We start from the raw sequence: 24,833 nt of genomic DNA, 5'->3' as shown, positions 1-24,833 counted from the left end.
GGTCGCTGAGGAAAACTCAGGGGGGTTTGGGGGGGTTCCCGGACCCCCCCATCGTCACTTCGTCAGCCGCGCGATCTCTTCCTTGATCAGCGTCTCGGCGAGGACGGGGACGACCTCCCACACGACACGCTCGACGACCTCGCGCGAGAGCGCGAGTACGCCTTCGATCTGCGCGGGCGTCAGGCCCATCTCTTCGAGGCGCGCCGCCATCTGACCGCCGTTCACCGCGCCCGCGACGGCAGCGGCGGGGCTGCCGGGTTTGGCCGAGACGTCCGTCTTCGCGAGCGCGGGCTCGGGCTTCTGCGCGGCGCCGGGCATGCCCGGCAGGCCCGCGTTCACGCCGCCCGGGTTGTAGAGCATCGTCTTGGCGCGCTGGGGCGGAGCCGCAGCGGCAGCGACGGGCGTCGGTTTGGCGGCGGCGGCCGGGGTCGGCGCGGCGATCGGCGCGGCGGCGGCCTTCGGGGCCTCGGCCGGCTTGCCGGGCGACGCCAGCATCTTCTTGACCTTGTCGATCATCGCCGTGCTGTCGTACGGCTTGTCGATGTGGTCGTCGGCCTGGGCCGCCGTGCCCTTGGCCGGATCGTAGGGGTTTTGCTTGGACGACAGGAAGAGGACCTGGGTCCCGGGCGAGGCCGCCTTGATCGCCTTGCAGAGTTCGTAACCGTTCAGGGGCGAGAGCGTGCCGTCCGTGATCACGAGGGCAGGTTTCTCGGTCTTGAGCTTCTCCAGGGCGGCGTCGGGCCCATTGGCCGTCACGCAGCGAAACTCGGGACCCGCAAACGTGATCTCGAGGACCTTGCGCATGGTCACGCTGTCGTCGACGGCGAGGATGGTGCTGGCCACGGAACGGTCTCCTCTGGGGTAAAGCGCCGCTGGGGCTGTCTTTCGCGCTATCTTCGGTCTCGCGCGCGCGGCGTGTCAACAAGCCGGATGATTTTTCGCCGCGGGCGCCCATGCGGCGTGAAGTGTCGAGCGCCCACGATCGAACGTTGCTCCGAAGAGCGACGCGAGCATAGCGCAAGCGAGGCCCACGAGGAAAAATCGAGCGGCATATTCATGCGCGGCACGTCATCGTGAGCGCGATCGTTGGTCTGCCTGCCCGCCGTTTTCCCGCATGTCCTCGCGCAACCCGACCCGCTCCCGCTCCCGCGCCGCCTCGCGTGGCGCACCTCGCACCCCGCCCCCCGCCGGTCAGCCGGCGAGCTCGCTCGGTTCGCCCGACGCGACCTGGATCGTCCCGCCGGAGCTCGGAGGTCGCCCGCTCGACGGGGTGGTCCGGACGCTCGGCGCGCTCTCGTGGTCCGACGCGCGAAGGCTCATCGAGACGGGCAAGATCGCCGTCGACGGGACGCAGATGCTCGATTCGACCCGAAAAACACGGGCCGGCGCCGAGATCACGCGGCACCCGCGGGCGCCTTCGCGCAAGGCCGCGCGGCTCGCCGAGCTCGGCGAGGAGCTCGTGGTGCACGTGGATCCCGCCCTCGTCGTGGTGCGAAAGCCCGCGGGGATCTCGACGATCCCGTTCGGAGACGAGTCACCCGAGGAGCGAGAGAAGACGCTCGACGCGCTCGTGCGGGACCTGCTCGCGCGCCGCGACAAGATCCGCGGACGCGCGCCGCTCGGCGTGGTGCACAGGCTCGACAAGGCGACGAGCGGGCTGCTCGTCTTCACGCGGACGCTCGCCGCGAAGAAGAGTTTGTCCCAGCAGTTCCGCGTGCACTCGGTGCGCCGCGTCTACCTCGCGATCGTGCACGGCGACCTCGGCAAGAGGACGTTCCGATCGCGGCTCATCGCCGATCGCGGAGATGGCCTGCGTGGCTCGCTCGACGAGGGACAACGACGCGGAGAGGGGCAACTCGCGGTGACGCACGTCGAGCCGCTCGAACGGCTGCGCGGCGCGACGCTCGTCGCGTGCCGGCTGGAGACGGGACGAACGCATCAGATCCGCATCCACCTCTCCGAGGCGGGACATCCGATCGTCGGGGAGAACGTGTACGTGCGCGACTACGCGGGCCCGCGTATCGACGCGCCGCGTCTCATGTTGCACGCGACGGAGCTCGGCTTCGAGCACCCGCAGACGGGCGAGGAGGTGCTCTTCGAGGAACCTCCGCCCAAGGATTTCGAGGGCGTGCTCGAGAGGTTGCGCGCCTCAGGATGAGCCACGCCGACCGCCGAGCGCTTCGCTCATCGCGGTGGCCGTCGCGTCGACGAGGGGCATGACCTTCGCGTAGTCCATACGCGTCGGGCCGAGGACGCCGATGGTGCCGGCGACGCGGCCGTGCTCGGTGTACGGCGCGACGACGAGGCTGAGATCACCTTCGCCGAGCTCGCCGGCCTCGCTGCCGACGAACACCGTGACCGCGCCCGCGGCGATGACCTTGTCGAGCAGCTTGAGCAGATCCTCGCGCTCGGTGAGGGCGCGGAGCAGCTTCTTCAAGCGCGACGCGTCGGTGTACTCGGGCAGGTCGATGAGCTTGCCCTGGCCCTCGATGACGACGTCGCCGCCGCGGCGGTTCACGTCGGCGGTCGCGCGGCGACCGAGCTCGAAGGCGCGGCGACGCAAGGCGTCGAGGGCGATACGTTCGTCGGCGAGGCGGCGCGCGAAGAGGTCGCGGGCTTCGCCGAGCGAGCGGCCTTCGATGACGTCGGCGAGCAGGTTGTGGATACGCGTGAGCTCCGGCTCGGCGGGGACCTCTTCGATCTGGATGAAGCGGTTCTCGACGGAGCCGTCGGAGAAGACGAGCACGGCGAGGAGCTGGCCGGGGCGCGTGGGGATGAAGCGGAGCTGCGAGAGCGCGCGGAGCTCGGTGCGCGGCGAGGCGATGACCGCCGCCGTGCCGGAGAGCTCGGAGAGGTACCGCCCGGCCTCGCGCATCGGGTCTGTCGCGAGCGCGTAGATCTCGGCGAAACGTTGGCCGAGCTTGGCCTGCTCTTCGGGGCTGTAGGCGCGCGCCTGCACGAGCGTGTCGATGAAGAGGCGCAACGCGCGATCGGTAGGGACGCGGCCCGCGGACGTATGCGGCTGCTTGAGGTAGCCGGCCTCCTCGAGATCGGCGAGCACGTTGCGAACGGAGGCCGCCGAGAGGTCGAGGCCATACTTGCGCGCGAGCGTGCGACTTCCCACCGCGGCGCCGGTCGAGATGAACTCGGTGACGACGGCGAGAAGGATCTTTCGAGAGCGGTTCGTCAGGTCACTCATGATCGCGTCCGTCCCTACGAGCCACCCGGGGTCGTCGTCTCTCTCCCCTGCGCTAGCTTGCTTCGCTTTTTGTAGGCCTGCTGGATGGAGAGGTCAAATCCGACCGACGAATCCAGGGCAAATTCCTCCAGCGGCCTCCGAAGTGCCGGATTCGTGCCCGGTTTTCAGGGGAGGGCCGGAGAACGCGTCCAAGGAGGGCCTTCCTTCGGCGTCGTTTCCACCTCCAACGGAGCGCGCCCTGGATCCTGGCTCTTTGGTGCAGGTTCCCGGACACGCTCGCCCGCTCTGTCGCTATGGTAATCCGCGTGCTTGCCTCCCGTCGCAAGTCGTCCGCCCGACCGGCGGGCGCATTCCTGGTCGTGCTCGTGCTCGCGCTCTCCTTCGCCGTGGCCGGATGCCCTTGTGCCGGCGGCGTGGTGAACGCGAACCCGCAGCTCCGGTGGTGGCTGTTCTCGAACTTCGGCGCGAGCCGGATCTGTCCGGAGATGCTGAAGATAGGCGTCTCGCTGAAGACCGACTCGGCCTCGCCCGCCATCGGCCGCTTCTTCCCGATGACGTGTAACTACACCGTCGACGACGCACGACAAACCGTGGCGGTGAGCTTCTCGGGCACGGGCTACGGCTACATGAACCCGGCCAAGCGTGTCGGGTTCTCGGCGTCGACGACGATCGAGCTGCGGCCCGACTTCGCGATCGCCGACGACGACATCTACGTCTGGGGACGGCTCAACCGCATCATCTCGGGGCCGGATTTCCGGCTCGGGTACATCGAGAACCCCGCGTTCAACATCGCCTCGAACATCCCGCCCTTCGGCACGTTGACGAACTTCTTCGGCAACCAGGTGATGACGGGCGAGCTGACGCGTGGGTTCACGGTCGTGGCCAACGAGGACCGCGGCAACGAGTTCACGCTCGGGATCCTCACGCCGCCGAACAAGCCCATCAAGCCGTTCAAGGTGCAGGACGACGAGAGGTTCACGTTCGCGAACGAGAGCTTGGACATCCACGGCAACGCGCGCGACTACCTCGGGCCCTTCGAGGTCGGATCGGGGCAATCGCTCTACCTGACGATGAGCGTGCAGGGGCCGACGGTCGACGTGATGATCGTCGCCAAGCCGGTCGGCGACATGTGGCGCGAGTCGTACCAGACGGGCAAGCCGCTCGGGCCGGCGCCGGGTCCGGTGCTCGGCGGCGCGCCGCTCGCGCCAGGGCCGGCGCAGACGAAGAAGTTCAACCTCGCGCCGGGGCTCTACTACGTGGTGCTCGACAACACGCAGTACGCAGGGCTCGTGGCCCCGCCGGTGCAGGTCTTGAACCCGCTCTACGATCCGGTCGCGCGCGTGAGTTACGTCGCGCAGGTCGGCGAGTAAAACCGCTCGGATCTCGCGCCCCTCTGCCCGCGTTCGTCGCGGCGGAGGGGCGCGCCGTTCAAGAGACCTTCTTCTGACAGTCGCCGCAGGTGCCGTACATCTCGTGCTTGTGCGAGGTGACGTGGAAGCCGTAGCGGCTCGCGATCTCGTCCTGCAGCGCCTCGATCTTCGGCTCCTCGAACTCGACGATGGTGCCGCAAGCGACGCAGATCAGGTGGTCGTGGTGCGACTTGGCGTCGTCGGCGAGCTCGTAACGACTGAGGCCGTCGCCGAAGCGGCGCTCGGAGGCCACGCCGCACTCGGCGAGCAGCTTGAGCGTGCGGTAGACCGTGGCGTAACCGATGCCCTTGTCGCGCACGCGGACCTCGGTGAGCAGGTCTTCGATCGTCATGTGCGACGCGCCCTCGAAGAAGGTGTCGACGATGAGCCGCCGCTGCGCGGTCGAGCGCAACCCCTTCTTGGCCATGTACGCCTGGAGTCGAGCCCGCAAGCGATCCACGGCGGCTCGGTCCAGGGTCACGGCTTCCTCCCTCACGCTCGCGACCATGGCCTCATTTATCCCGTCCACGTTTCCGGGCGTCAAGTGTCGCTTGGACCGTTTTCCCACGTATGTCCTCGCGTGCTCCCCGACTCCCGCACGCGGTCGAGCGCTCGCACATGCAAAACCGCCATCGCCCCGCCGAGGAGCGAGGCGAGCGGCGCATACGCAGGCGGAAGCACGCCAAACGCCACGGCGATCGCCCCGACGAGCGCAGGGATGACGGCGATGAGGAGGCCAACGCGCGCCTCGAGGCGGGCCCGGTGCGCGATGGCGAGCGCGAGCGCCGCGTCACGCACGTCATCCGAGGCGAGCGCGACGGAGAGGTCTCCCGGCGAAGAGCCCGCCGCGCCGAGCGCGACCGCGACGTCCGCCGCGCCGAGCGCGCCTTCGTCGACGCCAGGATGACCCAGGACCGCGACGGACATGCCCGCGTCGATGAGCCTGCGGACCTCGGCCGCGCGCTCGGTCGGCAGGACCTCGGGGCGGATGTGATCGACGTCGAGCGAGTGGCCGATGGCCTCGCACGTCTCGCGCGCGTCGCCCGACATGATCACAGGCTCGATCTGCGCGTCGAGCAGGTGCTGCACGGCCGCGCGCGCGCCAGGGCGCAAGCCGTCCTGCAGGCCAAGGATGCCGACGAGGCGCGCGCCGACGGCGACGAGGACGACGGTGCGGCCGAGGGCCTCGAGCTCGGCGATGCGTTGCTCGGCCGCGGCGATGGAGATGCGGTTCGCGAGGAGGAGGGCGCGGCTGCCGACGCAGAGGTCCTCGCCGGAGCTCGTCACGGCGGTGACGCCGAGGCCAGGGACATGATGCGCGTTGCGCACGCCGTCGGGGCGCACCGAGCGCGTCACGGCGGCGCGGACGATCGCCGTCGCGATCGGGTGCTCTTCGCCGCGCTCGGCGCCTGCCGCGAGCGAGAGGACGTCGAGCGGCTCGAGCTTGCCGCCCGTGGCTTCGAGCTCCGCGAGCTCGGGCTCGCCGAGGAGGAGCGTGCCACGCGCGCAGAAGACGGCGACGTTGACGCGCGCGGCGCGATCCCAGGCGCCCTCGCTCTTGTAGGCGATGCCGCGGCGCTGGGCGTGCAGGATGCCACGCGCGACGTGCACGCCGGCGACACCCGCGACGAGCGTGGTGGCGAGCGCGGCGTGGGAGGCGACGGCGGTCATCGTGATCTCGACGGCGGAGCGTCCGCCGGCGATGAAGGCCGAGAGCGCGCCGGTCACGAGCGCCGCGAGCGACCAGCGCTCGGCGAGGGCACGCGAGGCCCGCGCGATGGGCGCGAGGGCGTCGGCGCGCCTGCGCGGATCGAGCAGGACGCGCGCGAAGGCGCGGTCGTTGCCGGCGAAGGTGCAGGTGCCGCGCAGCCTGCCGCGCACGACCTTCGCGCCCGCGACGACGGGCTCACCCGCGCGCCTGCGCACGGGCGTGGTCGCGCCGAGCCAGGGCAGGACGAAGACCTCGCCCGAGCCGACGACGAGATCAACGGGGACGACCTCGCCCGGCTCGACGAGGACCTGCTCGCCAGGGCAGATGTCGAAGACCTTTTTCTTGGCGATCTCGCCGGCCGAGCCGTCGTCGGGCGCGCGCCTGCCAGGCACGGCGAGCGACTGCGCGACGAAGGCGCGCTCGGCGAGGGAGGCGTGCCGCGCGCCTTCGAGCAGCCATGCGCCGACGGCCGTCGCCGTGACGATGAGGCCGGCGAGCGACGCGGCCTCGGAGCCGAGGGACGGATGCGCGCGGAGCGCGGCGAAGGTGGCGAGGACGAGCGAGAGGATCGAGGGCGCGAGGATCGGCGCGGGGTGCGGATCGGAGGGCTCGCGCGGGGTCGTGGCGGCGCGGCCGACGAGCATGCCCGCGCCGACGGAGGCGAGGACGATACGAGCGCCGATGACGAGGACCGCGTCGCCCGCGAGGCCGAGCGCGACGGCGAGCGTGCCCGCGATGGTGGCGATGACGAGCAGGAGCGCGCCGATGTCACGCGGCTCGGGCACGTCGATGCGGGAGGGCGCCTCGGTGAGGATGGAGTGCGCGATGGGCTCGACGAGGGTCCTGTCGTCGAAGGGCGCGGGCGGCTCGGGGAGCGCGGCGTCGCTCGAAGCAGGCGCGTGGAAAGGGACGATGGGCGCGTCGAGCTGGCCGCGCGCGGGCTCGGGCTCGGACCTGCGGGGCGCGAAGAGCGAGAGCGGGACACGCGCGGGGCGCGCGCCGTCCGCTTCGCCGGGAGGCTCGCCGAGGAAACACGCGCGGCAGGCGTGGCGATCGCAGAAGAAGTGGAACTTGCTGTCGAAGATCGCGACGTGGCCGGCGCGGAGCGGATCGAGCAGCTTGCCGCACCCCGAGCAGGGCACGGGATCGGCGACGGGTCCGAGCGCTCGCAACGTCGAGCCTCAGCCTGCCGCGCCGCCGCGGCCGACAGCGAAGGGCGGCGGGCCGAAGCCAGGCCCGAGCGCGGCCCACTCGAGCAGGGCCTTGCTCGTATGCAGCCGCGACTCGACCGCGTCCCACACGAAGCTGCGTGGGCCTTCGAGCACGTCGGCGTCGATCTCCTCGCCGCGATGCGCGGGCAAGCAGTGCAGCACGACGACCTCGGGCGAGGCGAGCGAGACGAGCTCCTGCGTGATGCGGTAGGGCGAGAGGGCGCTGATGCGGTAGTCGCGTTCGGTCTCCTGCCCCATGCTCACCCACACGTCCGTGATCAGGACGTCGGCGTCCTTGGCCGCCGCGCGCGCGTCGTCGGTGATGGTGATCTGACCGCCGCGGGCGCGCGCCTCCTCGACCTCGGGCAAGGGCGGGGCGAAGGCGGGCGGCGTCGCGAGCGTCACGTCGAGCTTCAGCAGGCCCGCGGCCTCGATCCACGAGCGAGCCACGTTGCTCGCGTCGCCGACCCAGCAGATGCGCAGGCCGTCGAGCCGGCCTCGGGCCTCGCGGGTCGTGTGCAGATCGGCGAGGACCTGCATGGGGTGGGCGTCGTCGGTGAGCGCGTTCAGCACGGGGGCGCGGCAGGCGCGGGCCATGGCCTCGAAGCGCGCCGTGGTGCTCGTGCGGTACGTGACGGCGGAGACCATGCGGCCGAGCACGCGGGCCGTGTCCTCGGTGGGCTCGCCGCGGCTCATCTGCGTCGACTCGGGCGTGACGATGATCGGGTGACCGCCGAGCTCGTAGGTGGCGACCTCGAGCGAGAGGCGCGTGCGGGTCGAGGGCTTGTCGAAGAGGAGGGCGACGGCGTGGCCGGCGAGCGGCCGCGGGTGCTCGTCGAGCTTGCCACGCACGCGGGCAAAAAATGCCGAACGATCCAGCATGGCGACGATGCCGCCGTCCCCGAGGTCCGCGAGGCGCAGGAGATCACGCTTCACGGCTTCATCTCCGCGAGCACGCGGCCCGTGATGGCGATGGCTTCGTCGATCTCGGCCTCGCTCACGACGAGCGGCGGCGTGTAGCGCAACGTGGTCGCGCCGGCGACCGTGAGGAGCAGGCCGTGGGCGCGGGCGCGGCCGAGGACGGCGCGCGTGTCGACGCCTTGCGCGAGCGTGAGGCCTTGCAAGAGGCCGCGGCCGCGTTGTCCGACGCAGAGGGCGGGGTGCTCCTTCGCGAGCGCGGCGAGGCCCTCGGCGAGGCGCTGGCCCTTCGTGACGGCGCCTTCCATGAGCTTCTCCTCGTCGAGGACGGCGAGCACGGTGCGCGCGGCCCGCGAGGCGAGCGGGTTGCCGCCGAAGGTCGAGCCGTGGGTGCCTGGCGTGAGGGCGCTGTTCAAGCGCTCCTTGATGAGGAGCGCGCCGATCGGGAAGCCGCCGCCGAGGCCCTTGGCGAGGGCGATCGCGTCGCCCTCGACGCCGTCGTGCTCGGAGCCGAGGAAGGTGCCCGTGCGGCCGATGCCCGTCTGCACCTCGTCGAGGCAGAGGAGCGCGCCGTGCGCGTCGCAGAGGCTGCGGAGGCCGGGGAGGAAGCCCTTCGGCGGCGGGATCACGCCGCCCTCGCCCTGGACGGGCTCGACGAAGATCGCGGCGACGTCCGGCCCCATGGCGGCCTTGACGGCGTCGAGATCGCCGTAGGGCACGTGCGTGACGCCGGCGAGCGGAGGGCCGAACCCTTCGCGGTATTTCGGGGTGCCGGTGAGCGCGACCGCGCCCAGGGTGCGGCCGTGGAAGGCGTTGTCGAAGGCGATGACGCGGTAGCGGTCGGGCTCGCCTCTCGTGAAGAAGAAGCGCCGCGCGAGCTTGAGCATCGCCTCGTTCGCCTCGGCGCCCGAGTTGCAGAAGAAGGCGCGGTCCATGCCGCTCTTTTTGCAGAGCTCGTCGGCGAGGCGCGCGTTCTCCGCGTTGTAGAAGTAGTTCGAGACGTGCATCAGCCGCGCGGCTTGCTCGGCGATCGCGGCGACGAGGCGCGGGTGGGCGTGGCCGAGCGAGCAGACCGCGACGCCGGCGCAGAAGTCGAGGTAGCGACGCCCCTCGGTGTCCCAGAGCTCGCATCCCTTGCCGCGCTCGAGGACGAACGAGGCCTGGCGGTAGTTGCCCACGAGCCGTCGCTCGGCGATGGGGAGGAGGTCTTCGGGCTCGAGCAGCTCGGCGATGGGGCTCTCGGCTCCGTACGCGGGGGCGAGGGTCATGCGAGGCGATCTACGCCGGCCGCCCCGCCGGGGCAAATGCCACGCGTCCCGTTGTGGGGGGGGCGTTGCCAGTCGATCTTGGGAGGTTATAGTGGCCCGCACCCATGTCCGAGCCCGAGACCACGACGAAGTCTGCCCAGGATCCAAACGGTCAGAACGGCGAGGCGACGAGCGGCGAGCAGCCGTCTGCCGCCGCCGAGCCCCAGGCTCCGCCGCCGCCCAGCGTGGAGCAGCGCCTCGCGGATGCGCTGGCCGAGTCCGCCCGCACGCGTGATCAGCTCCTGCGCACGGCGGCCGATTTCGACAATTTCCGCAAGCGCTCGCGGCGCGAGATCGACGACGCGCACCGGCGGGGCAAGGAGACCACGGTGAAGGATCTCCTGCCCGTCTTCGATAATTTCGAGCGCGCGATCGTGCACGCCGAGGGCACCGCCGACGCGAAGGCCGTGGCCGAGGGCCTGCGGATGGTGCTGAAGCAGTTCCTCGATACGCTGGAGAAGATGGGGATCCAGCGCGTCGTCGCGGTCGGCCAGCCCTTCGATCCCGCGCAGCACGAGGCCATCCAGCACATCGAGTCGCCCGAGCATCCGGCCGGCGTGGTGATGCACGAGGTGCAGTCCGGTTATCGCATGGGCGACTACCTCGTCCGTCCGGCGATGGTCGTGGTGTCCAAGGGCCCGCCCGGCGGCGGCGCGGCGGCCGCGAGCTGAGATTTTCGCGGACGTCCGAGGAAAGGCGCGTGAAACCCTCTTCGAGGGCCGTCGTCTTCGCGCGCCTTTGATATCCTCGCTCCCGCCATGGGAAGGATCGTCGGCATCGACCTCGGGACCACCAACTCGTGCGTGGCCGTCGTCGACGTGGCGGCGGCGTCGTCGGCGAACGACGTCAAGGTGATCCCCAACGCCGAGGGCGCGCGGACGACGCCCTCGGTCGTCGCGATCGTCGCGAGCGGCGAGCGGCTCGTCGGGCAGGTGGCCCGCAGGCAGGCCGTGACGAACCCGCAGAGCACGGTCTACGCGGTCAAACGCCTGATGGGGCGCAAGCTCGATTCGCCCGACGTGATGCGCGCCGCCTCGCTCGTGCCGTACCCGATCCTCGCCGCGAAGAACGGCGACGCGTGGGTCGAGCTTCGCGGCAAGGCGCACTCGCCGCCCGAGGTCAGCGCGATGATCCTCGCGCAGATGAAGGAGACCGCCGAGCGATTCCTCGGCGAGCCGGTCACCGAGGCGGTGATCACGGTCCCCGCGTACTTCGACGACGCGCAGCGGCAAGCGACGAAGGACGCGGGCAAGATCGCCGGCCTCGAGGTGCGCCGCATCATCAACGAGCCCACGGCGGCGGCGCTCGCGTACGGGCTCGACAAGAAGGCCAAGGCCGCAGAGACGATCGCGGTCTACGACCTCGGCGGCGGCACGTTCGACATCTCGATCCTCGAGATCAGCGGCGGCGTCTTCAACGTGAAGGCGACGGGCGGCGACACGCACCTCGGCGGCGAGGACTTCGACGGGCGCCTGATGGACATGCTCGTCGGCGAGTTCCAGCTCGAGTTCGGCGTGGATCTGCGCGGCGATCGGATGGCGATGCAGCGGCTGAAGGAGGCCGCGGAGAAGGCGAAGCACGAGCTCAGCTCCTCGCTCGACACGCAGATCAACCTGCCCTTCATCGCGGTCGGGTCGGACGGCGCGCCCTTGCACCTCGAACGATCCATGCAGCGCAACGAGCTCGAGATGCTCACGCAGGACCTCGTCGATCGGACGATCGAGGTGTGCCGCGACGTGCTCGGGGACGCGCGGCTCTCGCCGAGCGCGATCGAGACCGTGGTGCTCGTCGGCGGCATGACGCGGATGCCCGCGGTGCAGGCGGCCGTGAAGGAGCTCTTCGGCAAGGACCCGTGCAAGGGCGTGAACCCGGACGAGGTCGTGGCCGTGGGCGCGGCGCTCCAGGCCGCGGCGCTCTCCGGGCAGGCCGACGAGATCCTCCTGCTCGACGTCACGCCGCTCTCGCTCGGCGTGGAGACGGGCGGCGGCGTGATGACCAGGCTCATCCCGCGCAACACCACGATCCCCACCTCGCGCGGCGAGATCTTCACGACGAGCCTCGATCGACAGACGTTCGTGCCGATCCACGTCCTGCAAGGCGAGCGCGAGATGGCGGCCGACAACCAGAGCCTCGCGCGCTTCGAGCTCTCGGGCATCCCGCCCGCGCCGCGAGGCGTGCCGAAGATCCAGGTCGTCTTCAACATCGACGAGGATGGAATCGTCCACGTCGAGGCCACGGATCTCGGCACGGGGCGCGCGCACAAGGTGCGCGTCACGCCGACGAGCGGGCTCGCTCCGTCGGAGGTCGAGCGGCTCGTCGGTGAGGCGGAAAAATTCCGCGAGGAAGACGCGCAGAGGCGTGATCGGGCCGAGCTCGAGAACCAGTCCGAGACGCTGCTCTACACGACGGAGCAGGCGATCGAGGCGTACGCCGAGCTCGTCGACGAGGCGACGCTCTCCGGCGTGCGCGAGGGCTGCGTGATCCTGCGCAAGCTGCTCGACGAGGACGCGCCGAGCGGCGATCTGCGGGGCGCCTACGGCAAGCTCGAGGCCGCGGCCTTCCGTCTCTCGGAGGTGATCTACGGCGGCGGCTCCGCCTGAACATCGGGGTCCCCGAGCACGAGCGAGGTGGTAGGATCCGTCCTCGCCGCGGGCATGCTCGGGGGGCGATCTTGGAGAGACAGTTCGGGCGTTACGTGCTCCTCGAGCGGCTCGGGGCCGGGGGGATGGCCGAGGTCTGGAAGGCGAAGAGCTTCGGCGCCTTGGGCTTCGAGAAGACGCTCGCGCTGAAGCGCATCCTGCCGGAGCTCGCGCGCGAGCCCGAGCTGCTCGAGATGTTCGTGCACGAGGCGAAGCTCTCGGTGCGGCTCTCGCACGCGAACATCGTGCAGGTCTTCGACCTCGGTCGCGTCGAGCAGGAGGGCGAGCCGCCGGGCTACTACATCGCGATGGAGTACGTCGCGGGGCTCGACCTCGCGACGCTGCTCGCGCGCTTCCGCCGCGCGAAGATGCCCGTTCCTTTCGGGATGGCGGTGTTCGTCGCGGCCGAGGTGGCGAAGGCCCTCGACCACGCGCATCGCAGGCGCGACGAGCAAGGCAAGCCGCTCGGCATCGTGCACCGCGACGTCTCGCCGCAGAACATCCTCGTCTCGTGGGAAGGCGAGGTGAAGGTCACGGACTTCGGCATCGCGAAGGCCAAGGGCTTCCGGGGGGAAGACGATCAAGCAGGCGCGTCGGTGCTGCGCGTCCGCGGCAAACTCTCGTACATGAGCCCCGAGCAGTCGCTCGCGGGGCCGCTCGACGGGCGCAGTGATCTCTTCTCGCTCGGCACGGTGCTCTACGAGCTCGTCGCCGGGACGAACCCGTTCGCCGGTGCGGGGGACGCCGAGACGCTCCGGCGCGTGCGCGCGGCCGAGGCTCCGCCGCTCGAGATCGCCCGGCCGGACGTGCCGCGAGAGCTCGCCGCGATCGTGCGCAAGCTGCTCGCGCGCAGGCCCGAGGAGCGCGTGCCGGACGCGGGGCGCCTGCACGAGCTGCTCCTCGGGTACTTCTATGCAACCGGAGATCGTTTTAGCTCAAACGATCTCGCGGAGCTCGTCGCGACCTTCCAGGACGAGGCGAGGCGGGTGCCCGAGATCGAGGCGGGCGCGGTGCTCGGAGAGCCGCAAGGCGCGGAGCAGGAGCGGACGCCGGTCGAGGTGCCGAAGACCTCGGCGTCGCTGAAGGTCTCGGCAGAGAGGACCTCGACGCCGAACCTGTCGGAGCCCGTGGGGGAGCGGCGCGAGGGGACGGTGCTCGTCGTCGCGGGGACGAGCCGCGTGCCGGCGCTGCCGTTCGACGTCGAGGGCGCGCGCGAGGTGATCACGCGGTACGGCGGGGTGATCCTGGAGCAGGAGCCGTCGCAGGTCGTGGCGCTCTTCGGGCTCGAGGACGCCGACGGTCGCGACACGGAGGCGGCCGTGCGGGCGGCGCTGGTGATCGCGCGCGCGCAAAAAGGTCGCGGCGCGTCGGCGGGCGTGCACGTGGGCCGCATCCTCGTGGACGCGCGCGGCGTGCCGATCGTGGATGCGCGCCTCGGGTCGCTCGTCGCGCTGGCGCAGGGGCTCGCGCGCGCGGTCGCGGAGCAGGTCGCGGTGTCCCATCCGGCGGCGCGGATCGTGCGCGCGGCGTTCGGCTTCGACGAGCTGCCCGACGGGGCGGGCCCGGTGCCGGAGGGCGGGCGCGTGATCACCTCGGCGCGCCCTCCGGCCTCGGCGAGCGGCAAGTTCGTCGGCCGGCAGGAGGAGCTGCGTCGTATCGGCGAGATCCTCGCGGCCGCGACCCGCAAGCGCGCGCAGGTGATCACGATCCTCGGCGAGAAGGGGATCGGCAAGTCGCGCCTGCTCGCCGAGATTGAGCGGCGGCTCGGGCGCGGCAACTGGTCGGTCGGTTTTTACGCCGCGAGCTGCCCGCCGAGCGGGGCGGAGCTCTCCTGGAGCGGGCTCACGGCGATGCTGCAAGTGCTCTGCGGCGTGCAGGAGGGCGACGGCGAGCAGGCGATCCTCGCGACCTTGCCGCGCCTGCGCGCGCTCGGGCTGCAGGAAGAGGAGTCGTCGGCGGTGTTGCGTCAGCTCGGCGCGCGGCTCGGCGACAGGCCGTCGCGTCCCGTGGGCGGGATGGGGACGGCGCTGCGCGCGGCGTTCACGCGCATGGTGCACAAGCTCTGCGAGGATCGGATCCACTGCTTTGCGTGGGACGACGCGCAGGCGATGGATGCCGCGACGGCGGAGGTGATCGCCAGCGTGGCGAGCCGCAACGAGGGCGCGGCGTCGAACATCCGCGCGGTGTTCCTCCTCTCGACGCGCGCGGCGCCGCCGGGCGTGCTCTTGCCGCTCGCGCGTCACCACGTGGTCGCGCTCGGGCCGCTCGGTGACGAGGAGAGCGAGCGGCTCGTGGCCGAGCGGATCGGCGTACGCGCGGCGCCGAAGGAGCTCACCGCGTTTTGCCGCGAGCGCGCCGCGGGGCACCCGCTCTTCATCGAGGAGCTCCTGAAGGAGCTCCTCGACGCGCGCGCCGTGGAGGTCGAGGACGGCCGCGTCCGCCTGCGCCTCGAGGGCGCGAGGGCGGTGCCACGAGCGCTGCGCGCGCTCATGGAGGCGCGCGTGAGTCGCCTGCCGCAGCGCGAGCGCGCCATGCTGAACGCCGCGGCGATCCTCGGCGATCCGGTGCACACGGAGGTGCTCGCGGCGCTGCTCGGCGAGAGTTTTTCCTCTGTCGATCGAGGGATCGGCGAGCTCGTCGCTCGAGGTTTTTTGCGCGCGGCCGGCCCCGCCGAGGTGAGCTTTCCCTCGCCCATGCACGGCGAGATCGTCCTCGACACGATCCCGCACGAGGCGCGTCGCGATCTGCACGGCAAGGCCGCCGAGGGCTACCGCGCCGTCTTCGGCGACGAGGCCTCCGAGGCGCACGGCGAGCGCGTGGGCAGCCACCTCTACCACGCGGGTCATCGCGACCGCGCCGCGACCTATTACGCCCGCGCGGCCTTGCACCGCGTGCGCCTCTGCCAGCTCGAGCCCGCCATCCGCCTCATGCTCCGCGCGATCGACCTCGCCGACCTCGATCGCCGCGAAGCGACCGAGCTCGCGACATGGCTGCGTGAGCTCCGCGCCGCGGTCCTGCCCGTGCGCGCCGCGCCCTCGCTGGAGGATCTTTCCGCGCGTGCGCTCCGTCGTATCGATGCCGCCGGCACCCTCGAGCAGCGCGTCGCGGCGCGCGTCGACGTCGCCCGCGCGCTCGGCGCCGTGAACCGCTTCGATCGGGCTTATGCCGAGATCGACGTCGCGTTCAAGCTCGCCGCGGAGGACGAGGTGCTCCAGCGTCGCGCCCTCGTCGCCGAGATCGACCTCGGGGCGCGCAGCGGAGACTTTGCCCGCGCGGCGCGTGCCGCCGATCGGCTCGAAGCGATGGGGCCGGCCGAGGATCCGCGTGTCCTCCTGGCGATCGCCCACGTGCGCGCCGCGACCGGCGTCGCTGCGGCGGCCCTGCTCGCCATCGATCGCGCCGAGGCGAAGAGCCCCATCGGCGACCTCACGCTCGCGAGCGAGCGCGAGAAGGAGCGCGTGCTCGTCTACGCCTTCATGCGTGATTTCCGGGCTGCGTCGGAGGCCTCGGCCCGCGCGGTCGAGCTCGCTCGTGCCGCGGGGCTACGCGCCGAGATGGCGGCGTCGCTGCACAACCTCGGCGACACCACGCGGCGCCTCGGCGACTTCCCCCGCGCCTACGCCACGCTCACCGAGTCGCTGCAGATCGCCGTGGAGGCGGGCTACGAGCGCATCGCGTCGTTGAACCGCGTCCACCTCGCCTACCTCGACGGACGGAGCGGCAAGCCGGGCGCCGAGGCGCGGATCCGCGACCTCGTGAAGTACGCGGAGGCGCGCGGCTACCACGCCGACGCGCTCGAGGGCCGCTCGCTGCTCGCGGCCCTGCTCGTCGAGCGCGGCGCGCGGGACGAGGCGAGGGCCGAGCTCGAGCTCGTCCTCCGCATGGCCGACGCCTACGGCAACGGCTTCATCGCCGACGATGCGCGCGAGGCGCTCGCGAAGCTCGGCTAGTCAGGAGTCGCCGGCGAGCTTGCGCTCCAGGGCCTCGAGGTGGGCGCGGACCTGGGGGTCCGTGTCGCGCTGGGCCTCGATCTTCCGGACGGCGCTCATCACGGTCGTGTGGTCGCGGTTGCCGAAGGCGCGGCCGATCTCGGGGAACGAGACCTTCAGCCGCTGCTTGCACAGGTACATCGCCACGTGTCGCGCGAAGGCGATGCTCTTGTGGCGATCCTTGGAGGTCAAATCGATCGAGCGCAGATGGAAATGGTGGCAGACCGCGCGCTGGATGTCCTCCACGCTCATGATCTGCGCGCGCGGCGCCGCGGCCGTGATCTCGGCGCGGGCGAAGGCGAGGTCCACGGGCCTGCCGGTGAGCGAGGACTTCGCGGCGAGGCGGATCAGCGTGCCTTCGAGCTCGCGCACGTTCGAGCGGATCACCTGGGCGAGGTAGAGCGCGACGTCGTCGGGGAGGATGATGCCCTCGAGCGCGGCCTTGTTGCGCACGATGGCCACGCGCGTCTCGAGCTCGGGCGCCTGGATGTCGGCGACGAGGCCCCACGAGAAGCGCGAGACGAGCCGCTCCTCCATGCGCTCGAGGTTCTGCGGGTACTTGTCGCTCGTGACCACGATCTGCCGATCGAGGCCGTGGAGCGCGTTGAACGTGTGAAAGAACTCTTCCTGCGTCTGCTCGCGTCCGGCGAGGAACTGGATGTCGTCGACGAGCAAGAGATCGCAGTGGACGCGGTACTTCGCGCGGAAGTCGTCCATCCGGTGGTGCTGGATCGCCGTGATGAAATCGTTCGTGAAGCGCTCGGCGGAGACATAGATGATGCGGGCGCCGGGGCGCTCGTCGAGGACGCGGTGCGCGATCGCGTGGACGAGGTGGGTCTTGCCGAGGCCGGTCCCGCCGCAGATGAAGAGCGGGTTGTAACGCCTGCCGCCACCGCCGGCGGCCGCGATCGCGGCGGCGTGGGCGAGCTGGTTCGAGGGGCCGACGACGAACGTCGCGAAGGTATGCTTCGGGTTCAAATCATCGGGCAGGGCGGGCCGTCGCGCGGGGGCAGGGACGGCCACCGGGGCGCGTGGTTCTGCCGCGAGGGGCCCGCTCGGGGGCGCGGGCGGCGGCGGCGTCGGCGGCGTCGTCGAGGGGCGCACGACGAGCGAGCGCGGGCGCACGGGCGGCATCTGCGGGACGTTGGCGATGGGGGCCTCGAGGTGCTGGTCGATGGTCCAGGCGACCTGGACGCTCCAGCCGGTGAGCTCTCGGATTTTGTCGGTGATCGTGGGCAAAAAATTCGTCTTGACCCACTCGAGCACGAACTCGTTCTGCGCCCGGAGCGAGAGGACCCCGTCGGTGAGATCGTCGAACTGCACGCCGCCGAACCACTGATCGAACGTCGCAGGGGAGAGCCCGCGCGTATGGTCGATCGCCCGGTCGAAAATCGCTCGCGATTCGTCTCTCGAAGTGGTCATTTCTGCCCGGAAATCGCTGCGAATACGGTGCCGCGGCGATCCTCTCGCAGGATCGCCCCCAGTTTTTCCACAACCCGCATCAGCGCTTCGTCTCGCTATCGTGCGGAATCGATACGGGAAGTTCGCTTCCCGTGAGAAACCCCCAGATTCGTCCACAAGATATCCACAGCGCGCCAAGGGTGCCGAGAATGCCGAGGGGGAGACACGCTGCGGGTACGAAGGGCACGATCAGGAGCCTGCTTTCGCGCGTGGCCAGGCTCCGCAGGGGGCCCGGCGACACCTCGGGGCTCGCCCGACGCGGGGAAGGGGGTCGACCCGCGGGGTCGTCCGGCCCATTTCCTGGAGGGCTGTTCGAGCTTCGCGCAATGGTTCATCACGGAACGCGAAAACGACAATACAGGATCAACCCTCCCCCGCGTAAGGCCTCGGGGAGGTTCCTTCACGATCGTCAGGAAAAATCCGAGCCCCGACGGGCCCCGCCAGAGGCGCCGCCGAAGACGAACCGGAGGTAGCACCGGGGATGGGCGGGAGTCCATCCCCAACAAAAACAAATGCCCCAACCACTCGATTTCACGGCAGTTTTTCCGAGTTGTGCCGAACGACGCGTAGGGCCCTTCGCGCTCTCGCGGGCGTCACGTCGCGGCGAGGGCCGAAACCAAAGCGTCCGGAGGATGCGCGGCGTCAGGACAGCCGAGAGCCTCGGGCATTGGCAGACGCGTCCGTCCGTCAAGAGGGAAGATTGTCCATGATTTCCGACGTTTGCCCGAGGCGGTTGCCGCCGGTTCGGCCCTCGCGAGAGCGCCGGCCCGAGAAGTTGCCCTGCGCCTCGACATGTGGCTAAGGCCCCCCCATGCGTTCGCCGAAGAGAGCCGCCGCCGCCGCGTTCTTGTCCGCGTTCGTGGCCTCATCGTTCGCGTCGCGTGCAGGCGCGCAGGAATCCGCCCTCGCTCCGCAGCTCGCGTACGCCTACGGAGAGAACGAGACGGCGCGCAGCCTCGGCATGGCCGGCGCGACGCGCGCCCTCGGCAACGGCACGACCGCGATCTTCTCGAACCCGGCGAACATGGCGCTCGCGCGCCTCTATCACATCGAGGCGATGGGGCAGTTCACGCCCGAGGCCGTCCGCGCCCTCGGCGGTGGCGCCATCGTCGACTCGATCACGTCATCGACCCGCGTCGCCGGCGGGCTCGCGTTCACGGGCGGCATCCTCGATCCCGACGGCGTCGATCGCGGCTTCATCGACGCGCGCGCCGCCGCCGCCTACCCCCTCGGCGACCGCGTCTTCATCGGGCTCGGCGGTCGCTACCTGCGCTTGATCCAGGACGGCTTCGGCCCGCTCGATGACGCGGCCGGCGCACGTTACAGCGCGGTGTCGGGTGGCCTCGTCGACGACGCCGGCCAGCGCCTGCCCTCCGTCGACACGTTCACGTTCGACGCAGGCCTCACCATCAAGATCACCGACAAGGTTCACCTCGGCGTCGCAGGACAGAACCTGACGCACCCGGGCCACGGCCTCCTGCCCACCACCGTCGGCGCCGCGCTCGGCTACGGGACCGAGGACATCGCGATCGAGGTCGACGGCGTCGCCGACTTCGACTCGTGGAGCCGGGTGACGGCGCGCCTCATGGCGGGCGGCACGTACCTCGCGGCCGACCGCTACCCGCTCCGCCTCGGCTACCGCTACGATCAAGGCGCCGACGTCCATCAGCTCTCCGGCGGCTTCGGCTACATCGGCCAGGAGATCGGCGCCGAGATCTCCATCCGCCGGACGCTCTCGACCACGATCAACGCCACCATGATCTCGATCGGCCTCACCTATCACCTCGAGTCGAGCGGCCTCACGCGCACGCGGGTGAGCGGCGAGGAGTCGAGCGGCGGCGACGCGGAGAAGTGAGCCGAAGCGCCCACGCGCGCCGCGCGCCTTGCGGCGCGAGACGTCGTGCCATAGTTCGGGCGTCGTGCTCTGCCTGACCCGACCGACCGATCCCACCTGGGCCGAAGTCGCCCTCGCCGACCTGCCCACCCTGCTGCGGGATCACGCGCACTGCGAGATGAAGGCGGCGTCGAACGCTCTGTCGCTCGCGGCGCGCTGGCCCGAGCGGACGGAGGTCGCGCGCGCGCTCGTGGAGCTCGCCGAAGAGGAGCTACGTCATTTCCGGGGCGTGCTCGACGAGCTCACCCGGCGCGGCTTGACGCTCGGCAAGCCCGAGGTCGACGTCTACGCGCACGAGCTGCGCAAGGCGATCGGCGTCGGTCGCAGAGGCGCGCCCGAGGATCCCTTGGTCGATCGACTGCTCGTCGGCGCGGTGATCGAGGCGCGCTCGTGCGAGCGGTTCCGCCTGCTCTGCGAGGCGCTCCGCGCGCGCGGCGACGAACCCTCGCTGCTCGCGTTCTACGAGGAGCTCTTCGCTTGCGAGGCGCGGCACTACCGCACGTTCGTCGAGCTCGCGACGAGCGTGAAGGCGGACGCGGACGCGGTGCGCGCGCGCCTCGAGGAGATCGCGCGAGCCGAGGGTAGGCTCGTCGAGGTGCTCGGCAAAGAGCCCACGGTGCACGGGTGATGTGATGGATCTGCCTCCGCACGAGATCGATCGTCTGATCGCGCGCGCCACGGACGAGCTCCGCAAGCGGGAGCGCGCGCTCCGCGCCGAAGGGCCCGCCGATCGGAGTAGCGTGCTCGAAGCCTTCCGCGCGGTGAGCACACGCTCGATGTGGATCGAGCTCGGCGAGCGAGGTGCGAAGGATCCGATCCTCGCGGCCGCCCGCTCGCACGTCGCGGCGTTGACGATCACGCGGGTCACGTGGCCCGAGCGCTTGCGCCTCGCCGACGCGTGGCGCGCGAAGACGATCGAGATCGAAGGTCCCGTGCCCGAGCGCGTGAGCCCCCGCATGACGCTCGCCCGGCTGCTCGACGAGGCCGTACCCGAGCAGAGGCGCGTGCTCGCCGACGCGCTCACGCGAGGCGCGTCGGAGCTCTCGGACGCCGCGCTCGTCCACGAGGAGCGCCGCGCCGAGGCGTTTCGCCGCCTCGGGATCGAAGACGTCGATGCGTTCGAAGTCCCCGTGCAGCCGGCGACCTCGCTCGCGCGGATCGCCGAGCGCGTGCTCGACGTGACGGACGAGCTCCTGCCGAAGCGCACTTCGCGCTGGAACGACGCGCTCGCCGCGAGCCTCGCGCGGGACGCGGGCGAGGGCTGGCCTGCGCGCCTCTCGCCGCGCTGGTTCCAGGAGCTCTTCGGCAAGACGGGCCTCTTCGACGGCCTCACGATCCCGCCGTTCGAGTTGCCGCGCCTCGTCGGCGCGACCTCCTTCGCGCGCGCGCTCGCTCGCTTCGGCGCGGCCTTCGCCGAGGCCGACGTCCCACGCGCGGCGCCCTTCGTGCTCGCGCGCCCGCCCTTCGATCTCCGCGCCGCGCGCAGGGCCGCGCTCTTCGGCGCCTTGCCCGCCGACCCGACGTTCGGCGTGCGCGCGCTCGGCCTCGGCCGCTCACGTGCACGCGCGCAAGCCGAGCAGGTGGCGCGCGCGCTCCTCCTCTCGCTTCGCCTCCTCGCCGCTCGTGTCCTCTTTCGTGGCAGCGTCACGCTGCCGCATCGCGCGCGGCGCGAGCGCTTCGAGGAGCTCACGTTCCGGGCCCTCGGCGCCTCGATCCCCGGCGTGCTCGCCTTCGTCGTCCCCGCCGCGGAGCCGCGCGATCCGACCCGCCTCGCGGGCGCGCTCCTCGCGATGTCCGATCGACGCGCCCTCATCGAGCGCTTCGACGAGGACTGGTTCGAGAACCCGCGCGCCGCGCTCGCCTTGCGGGAGGAGCACGCCGCCCTGCCGCGCGAGCCGAAGGGCTCCGAGGTTGCGATCGAGGCGGGCGCCCACGATCTCTCGCGCTCGCTCGCCGAGCTCCTCCGCTGACGCGCGCTCGTGACTCCGGACGCTCGATCCGGTAGGTATCGTGCCGTGGTGCAGAAGTACGGGATCCCGATCGTCGACCTGCCGGGTCATTGCCTCGACGCCGTGGATGCGGCCGAACGCGTCCGCGCCCGCACCCTCGTCACGCGCGAGGGGCACCCCATCGCGGCCATCGTCCCGATGAGCGACCTCGACAAGATCGACCCGCCCGATCCTGCGGCCGACGGCGTCGATCCGCTGCTCGCCTTGTGTGGCACGTGCCGCCACGACGAGTTCGTCGACTCGCTGCTCACCGATCTCTCGCGGACCGGTCTCTGGCATCGGGGCTGACGCGCGTGGGTTACCTGTTCGATACGGCCACGCTGGCCGAGGTTCTGCGCGCTGTCCCTTCACGCCTGCTCGTCAAGCGCCTCGCGGGCGTGCCGACGTCGGAGCGCTGGACGACGTCGATCACGGTCAGCCAGATCCTGATCGCCGCGCGCCGCACGAGGCACCCGAAGCTCATGCAGGACGTGATCCGGCTCGTCGCAGCGGTGAAGGTCGCGCCCTTCGACACGCTCGCGGCGCAGTCCTTCGCCAAGCTGCGCACGACCGTGGCGCCGGAGGCGGACACCGACGACGTGATGATCGCGGCGATCGCCGTCACGCACGACTTCACGCTCGTGACGCGCAGGCCAAACGCCTTCCGCATCTACCCGCACCTGCGCGTGGAAGACTGGACGTTGTGACCTTGCCTCGACGGCCGGGCGGGTTCGTCCGCTGGACCCCTACGTTCGTCGGGTGAACCGTCGGATCCGACCCTGGACGGGACGCACTTTTTTCGGGAAACGACGGCCCGGGAGCCGCGGGCCTGTGGGCGTGCCCGCGGCGAGCAAAAGGCCCCTTCCCGTTCCCTTCGCCACGTGCTAGTTGCCCCCGCGCCCATCGAGAGGGTGCCTTTTTGCCTCTCGCGCGGCCCGTGACGTTCGGAGGCTCTCTCCTCGGGATCAACCGAGGGTCCTGACCCCAGGCCTCCCCGCCTCCCGAGCCGATCGAGACATCGAGGCCCTCCGGAGACCGCCGGATCCCGTGAACCACCTCGCCTCAGCCAAGCTCTTCGCAGCGGCGATCAACGTCGATTTCGACCCGACGTTCATCGCCCAGTTCATCCTCTTCACCGCGTTCGTCGTGGTGCTGCGGCCGCTCCTCTTCGATCCGCTGCTCCGTGTCTTCGAGGAGCGCGAGAAGCGCACCGAGGGCGCGAAGCACGAGGCTCGCTCGATGGACGAGAAGGCCGGCGAGCTGCTCACGCGGTACGAGGCGGAGCTCGACAAGATCCGGCGCGAGGCGGGCCTCGAGCGCGAGAAGCTCCGCCGCGAGGCCAAGGAGCTCGAGACCAAGATCATGAACGAGGCGCGTGACGAGGCGGCGCGTATCCTCGAGACGGGCAAGACGCGGATCGCCGCGGAGGTCGAGCAGATGAGGAAGGAGCTGAAGGACGCGCAGCCGGCGCTCGCCGCCGACATCGCGTCCCGGGTGCTCGGTCGGGAGGTCGGTCGATGACGTCGCGCACGTTTGCGAAGGTCTTCTTCCCGCTCGCGGTGGGGCTCGCGGGCGCGTCGGCGTTCGCCCAGACGAACCCCAACCAGGGACTGCCGGCGGGGCATCCGCCGCTCGACGTCCCGCCCGGGCAGGCGCGTCCGCTGCCGGGGCAGGCGCGTCCGGCGCCTGGCCAGATGGGCCGTCCGATGGCGGGCCAGCCGGGCCAGGGTATGCCGGGCCGCCCCGGTTTTCCGGGCATGCAGCGGCAGCCGCAACGCGCGCCGGTGCCGGCGCACGTCGCTCATGTCGAGGAGGCCGCGCACGGCGGCGGGCACGGCGGGCATTGCCCCGGCCACGGTCCGCACGACGCCCCGCACTTCGACCAGATCAACTGGTGGCACGGCATGATCGCCGTGAACAACGAGAAGGCGATCCAGCCGGGCTTCGTCAACAAGCTCCTCTGGCGCTACGAGAACCACTCGGATCCTTGTGATCCGAAGAACGAGCCGCCGCCCTTCCTGGCGTCGATCCTGAACCTCGGCGTGCTCGGGTTCATCTTGTACCGCTTCGGCAAGAAGCCGATCGGCGACGCGCTCGTGAAGCGCAAGCAGTCGATCATGTCGGAGATCGACAACGCCGCGCGGCTGAAGAACGAGGCGCAGAAGCGGCTCGACGAGTACGAGGACAAGTTCGAGCGGCTGGCCGAGACGCTCGATACGGTGAAGGCCGAGTACGCGGCCCAGGCCGAGCTCGAGAAGAAGCACATCATCGCCGAGGCCGAGGAGCGCCGGGCGCGCATGCGTCGCGACGCCGAGTTCCGCATCGAGCAGGAGCTCCGCACGGCGCGCATCGAGCTCATGCGCGAGGCGGTGCAGGACGCGACGGCGGCGGCCGAGGAGATGATCCGCAGCCGCGCGGCGCAGGCCGATCTCGATCGGATGAGCGAGGACTACCTCGGCTCGGTGCGTGAAGCGCTCGCGTCGGGCGGGACTGCGGGAGGTGCTCAATGAGCCAGGAGACGATCGCCAGGCGGTATGCGCGCGCGGTCTTCGAGCTCGGCAAGGAGCAGAAGAACTTGCCGGTGCTCGCGCGGGACCTCGCGGATTTCGTTTCGAGCTTCGAGAAGTCGGACGAGCTCCGGATGGTCCTTTCGAGTCCGCTCATCGCGGAGGACCAGCGCGAGGCGCTCCTCAAGGAGATCGGCCAGCGCATGAGCCTCTGCGAGACGGCGCTCTCGACCTTGCGCCTGCTCGCCAAGCGCAGGCGGCTCTCGGCGCTGCCGGACATGGTCCGTCAGCTCGAGAAGCTCGTGGACGAGGACGCGGGCACGCTCCGCGCGACGGTCACGAGCGCGGGTCCCCTCACCGAGAGTTACCTTGCGAAGCTCCGCGGCGAGCTCGAGAAATCGACCGGGAAAAAGGTCGTCATCACGCACCAGCAGGATCCCTCGCTCATCGCAGGCATCGTCACCCGCATCGGCGACCGGGTGATCGACGGGAGCGTCAAGGCCCGCCTCGAGAGCTTCCGCGAGTCGCTGCTCCGCACCTAGTCGGCAGGCCGCCCGAGGCCCCAAAACTTCCACCGCCCCTCGCACGGGCCGGGTCGAA

At 70.9% G+C, this 24,833-nt stretch carries 20 protein-coding genes; 13 read left to right on the top strand and 7 right to left on the bottom strand.

All coding sequences use genetic code 11. The features are described from left to right. Window positions 1-54 precede the first annotated feature (54 nt). Window positions 55-843, bottom strand: coding sequence for a response regulator (locus GF068_RS13205; protein WP_338046367.1), 789 nt, complete (start codon window positions 841-843; stop codon window positions 55-57). Window positions 844-1,114: 271 nt separating this feature from the next. Between GF068_RS13205 and GF068_RS13200 the strand changes: the two genes are divergently transcribed. Continuing rightward, entirely contained in the window at window positions 1,115-2,158 is a 1,044-nt protein-coding gene (locus GF068_RS13200; protein WP_153819693.1) for an RluA family pseudouridine synthase, read from the top strand. Here GF068_RS13200 and hrcA read toward each other — a convergent pair. Further along, the gene (gene hrcA / locus GF068_RS13195) at window positions 2,150-3,199 is read right to left on the bottom strand and encodes a heat-inducible transcriptional repressor HrcA (RefSeq protein ID WP_153819692.1); all 1,050 of its coding nucleotides are present in this window, start codon (window positions 3,197-3,199) and stop codon (window positions 2,150-2,152) included. The genes GF068_RS13200 and hrcA overlap by 9 nt on opposite strands. A gap of 305 nt (window positions 3,200-3,504) precedes the next feature. Here hrcA and GF068_RS13190 point away from each other — a divergent pair, with 305 nt between their 5' ends. After that, on the top strand, window positions 3,505-4,569 hold the full coding sequence (locus GF068_RS13190; protein ID WP_338046366.1) for a hypothetical protein: 1,065 nt from the start codon (window positions 3,505-3,507) through the stop codon (window positions 4,567-4,569). Window positions 4,570-4,627: 58 nt separating this feature from the next. Here the strand turns inward: GF068_RS13190 and GF068_RS13185 are convergent, their stop codons facing one another. The 4 genes from GF068_RS13185 to GF068_RS13170 form a co-directional block, all read right to left on the bottom strand. Next, entirely contained in the window at window positions 4,628-5,083 is a 456-nt protein-coding gene (locus GF068_RS13185) for a Fur family transcriptional regulator (RefSeq protein WP_240806906.1), read from the bottom strand. A gap of 65 nt (window positions 5,084-5,148) precedes the next feature. Further along, complete coding sequence (locus GF068_RS13180) at window positions 5,149-7,491, bottom strand: HAD-IC family P-type ATPase (RefSeq protein WP_153819690.1); 2,343 nt, start codon at window positions 7,489-7,491, stop codon at window positions 5,149-5,151. Window positions 7,492-7,500: 9 nt separating this feature from the next. Next, entirely contained in the window at window positions 7,501-8,466 is a 966-nt protein-coding gene (argF, locus tag GF068_RS13175) for an ornithine carbamoyltransferase (protein WP_338046364.1), read from the bottom strand. Continuing rightward, window positions 8,463-9,716 carry an aspartate aminotransferase family protein gene (locus GF068_RS13170; RefSeq protein ID WP_153819689.1) on the bottom strand — a complete coding sequence of 418 codons (1,254 nt, stop codon included), beginning with the start codon at window positions 9,714-9,716 and terminating at the stop codon, window positions 8,463-8,465. The genes argF and GF068_RS13170 overlap by 4 nt, the downstream gene beginning before the upstream one ends. Before the next feature lie 104 nt (window positions 9,717-9,820). Here GF068_RS13170 and grpE point away from each other — a divergent pair, with 104 nt between their 5' ends. The 3 genes from grpE to GF068_RS13155 all read left to right on the top strand — a co-directional run bounded on the left by grpE (window position 9,821) and on the right by GF068_RS13155 (window position 16,344). Then, window positions 9,821-10,426 (top strand): nucleotide exchange factor GrpE, encoded by a 606-nt coding sequence (gene grpE / locus GF068_RS13165; protein WP_153819688.1) that lies wholly within the window; start codon window positions 9,821-9,823, stop codon window positions 10,424-10,426. 87 nt (window positions 10,427-10,513) lie between these two features. Then, window positions 10,514-12,355, top strand: a complete 1,842-nt coding sequence (dnaK, locus tag GF068_RS13160) for a molecular chaperone DnaK (RefSeq protein ID WP_153819687.1) — start codon at window positions 10,514-10,516, stop codon at window positions 12,353-12,355. Between the two features lie 71 nt (window positions 12,356-12,426). After that, window positions 12,427-16,344 (top strand): serine/threonine-protein kinase, encoded by a 3,918-nt coding sequence (locus GF068_RS13155; protein WP_153819686.1) that lies wholly within the window; start codon window positions 12,427-12,429, stop codon window positions 16,342-16,344. Here the strand turns inward: GF068_RS13155 and dnaA are convergent, their stop codons facing one another. Beyond that, complete coding sequence (gene dnaA, locus GF068_RS13150) at window positions 16,345-17,805, bottom strand: chromosomal replication initiator protein DnaA (RefSeq protein WP_153819685.1); 1,461 nt, start codon at window positions 17,803-17,805, stop codon at window positions 16,345-16,347. 850 nt (window positions 17,806-18,655) lie between these two features. On the opposite strand from dnaA, the gene GF068_RS13145 reads away from it, so the two are divergent. The 8 genes from GF068_RS13145 (at window position 18,656) to atpH (ending at window position 24,775) form a co-directional block, all read left to right on the top strand. Next, the gene (locus GF068_RS13145) at window positions 18,656-19,699 is read left to right on the top strand and encodes a PorV/PorQ family protein (protein WP_240806845.1); all 1,044 of its coding nucleotides are present in this window, start codon (window positions 18,656-18,658) and stop codon (window positions 19,697-19,699) included. A 64-nt stretch (window positions 19,700-19,763) separates the two neighbouring features. Beyond that, a complete protein-coding gene (locus tag GF068_RS13140; protein WP_338046363.1) occupies window positions 19,764-20,366 on the top strand; it encodes a MiaE family protein in 603 nt (200 codons plus the stop codon). A gap of 4 nt (window positions 20,367-20,370) precedes the next feature. Then, window positions 20,371-21,708: a hypothetical protein gene (locus GF068_RS13135; RefSeq protein WP_153819684.1), complete on the top strand. Its 1,338-nt coding sequence runs from the start codon at window positions 20,371-20,373 to the stop codon at window positions 21,706-21,708. Between the two features lie 48 nt (window positions 21,709-21,756). Next, window positions 21,757-22,035 carry a type II toxin-antitoxin system Phd/YefM family antitoxin gene (locus tag GF068_RS43550; protein ID WP_170319457.1) on the top strand — a complete coding sequence of 93 codons (279 nt, stop codon included), beginning with the start codon at window positions 21,757-21,759 and terminating at the stop codon, window positions 22,033-22,035. 5 nt (window positions 22,036-22,040) lie between these two features. Beyond that, window positions 22,041-22,433 (top strand): PIN domain-containing protein, encoded by a 393-nt coding sequence (locus GF068_RS43545; protein WP_170319456.1) that lies wholly within the window; start codon window positions 22,041-22,043, stop codon window positions 22,431-22,433. A gap of 340 nt (window positions 22,434-22,773) precedes the next feature. Continuing rightward, window positions 22,774-23,247, top strand: coding sequence for an ATP synthase F0 subunit B (locus GF068_RS13125; protein WP_338046362.1), 474 nt, complete (start codon window positions 22,774-22,776; stop codon window positions 23,245-23,247). Continuing rightward, complete coding sequence (locus GF068_RS13120) at window positions 23,244-24,236, top strand: F0F1 ATP synthase subunit B family protein (protein WP_153819682.1); 993 nt, start codon at window positions 23,244-23,246, stop codon at window positions 24,234-24,236. Before GF068_RS13125 ends, GF068_RS13120 begins: the two co-directional genes overlap by 4 nt. Then, on the top strand, window positions 24,233-24,775 hold the full coding sequence (gene atpH, locus GF068_RS13115; protein WP_153819681.1) for an ATP synthase F1 subunit delta: 543 nt from the start codon (window positions 24,233-24,235) through the stop codon (window positions 24,773-24,775). The genes GF068_RS13120 and atpH overlap by 4 nt, the downstream gene beginning before the upstream one ends. Window positions 24,776-24,833 lie beyond the last annotated feature (58 nt).

The organism is Polyangium spumosum, assembly GCF_009649845.1.
Classification (GTDB): domain Bacteria; phylum Myxococcota_A; class Polyangia; order Polyangiales; family Polyangiaceae; genus Polyangium; species Polyangium spumosum.
Note: the sequence above shows the minus strand (reverse complement) of the source record. Positions and strands in the feature narration are given on the sequence as shown.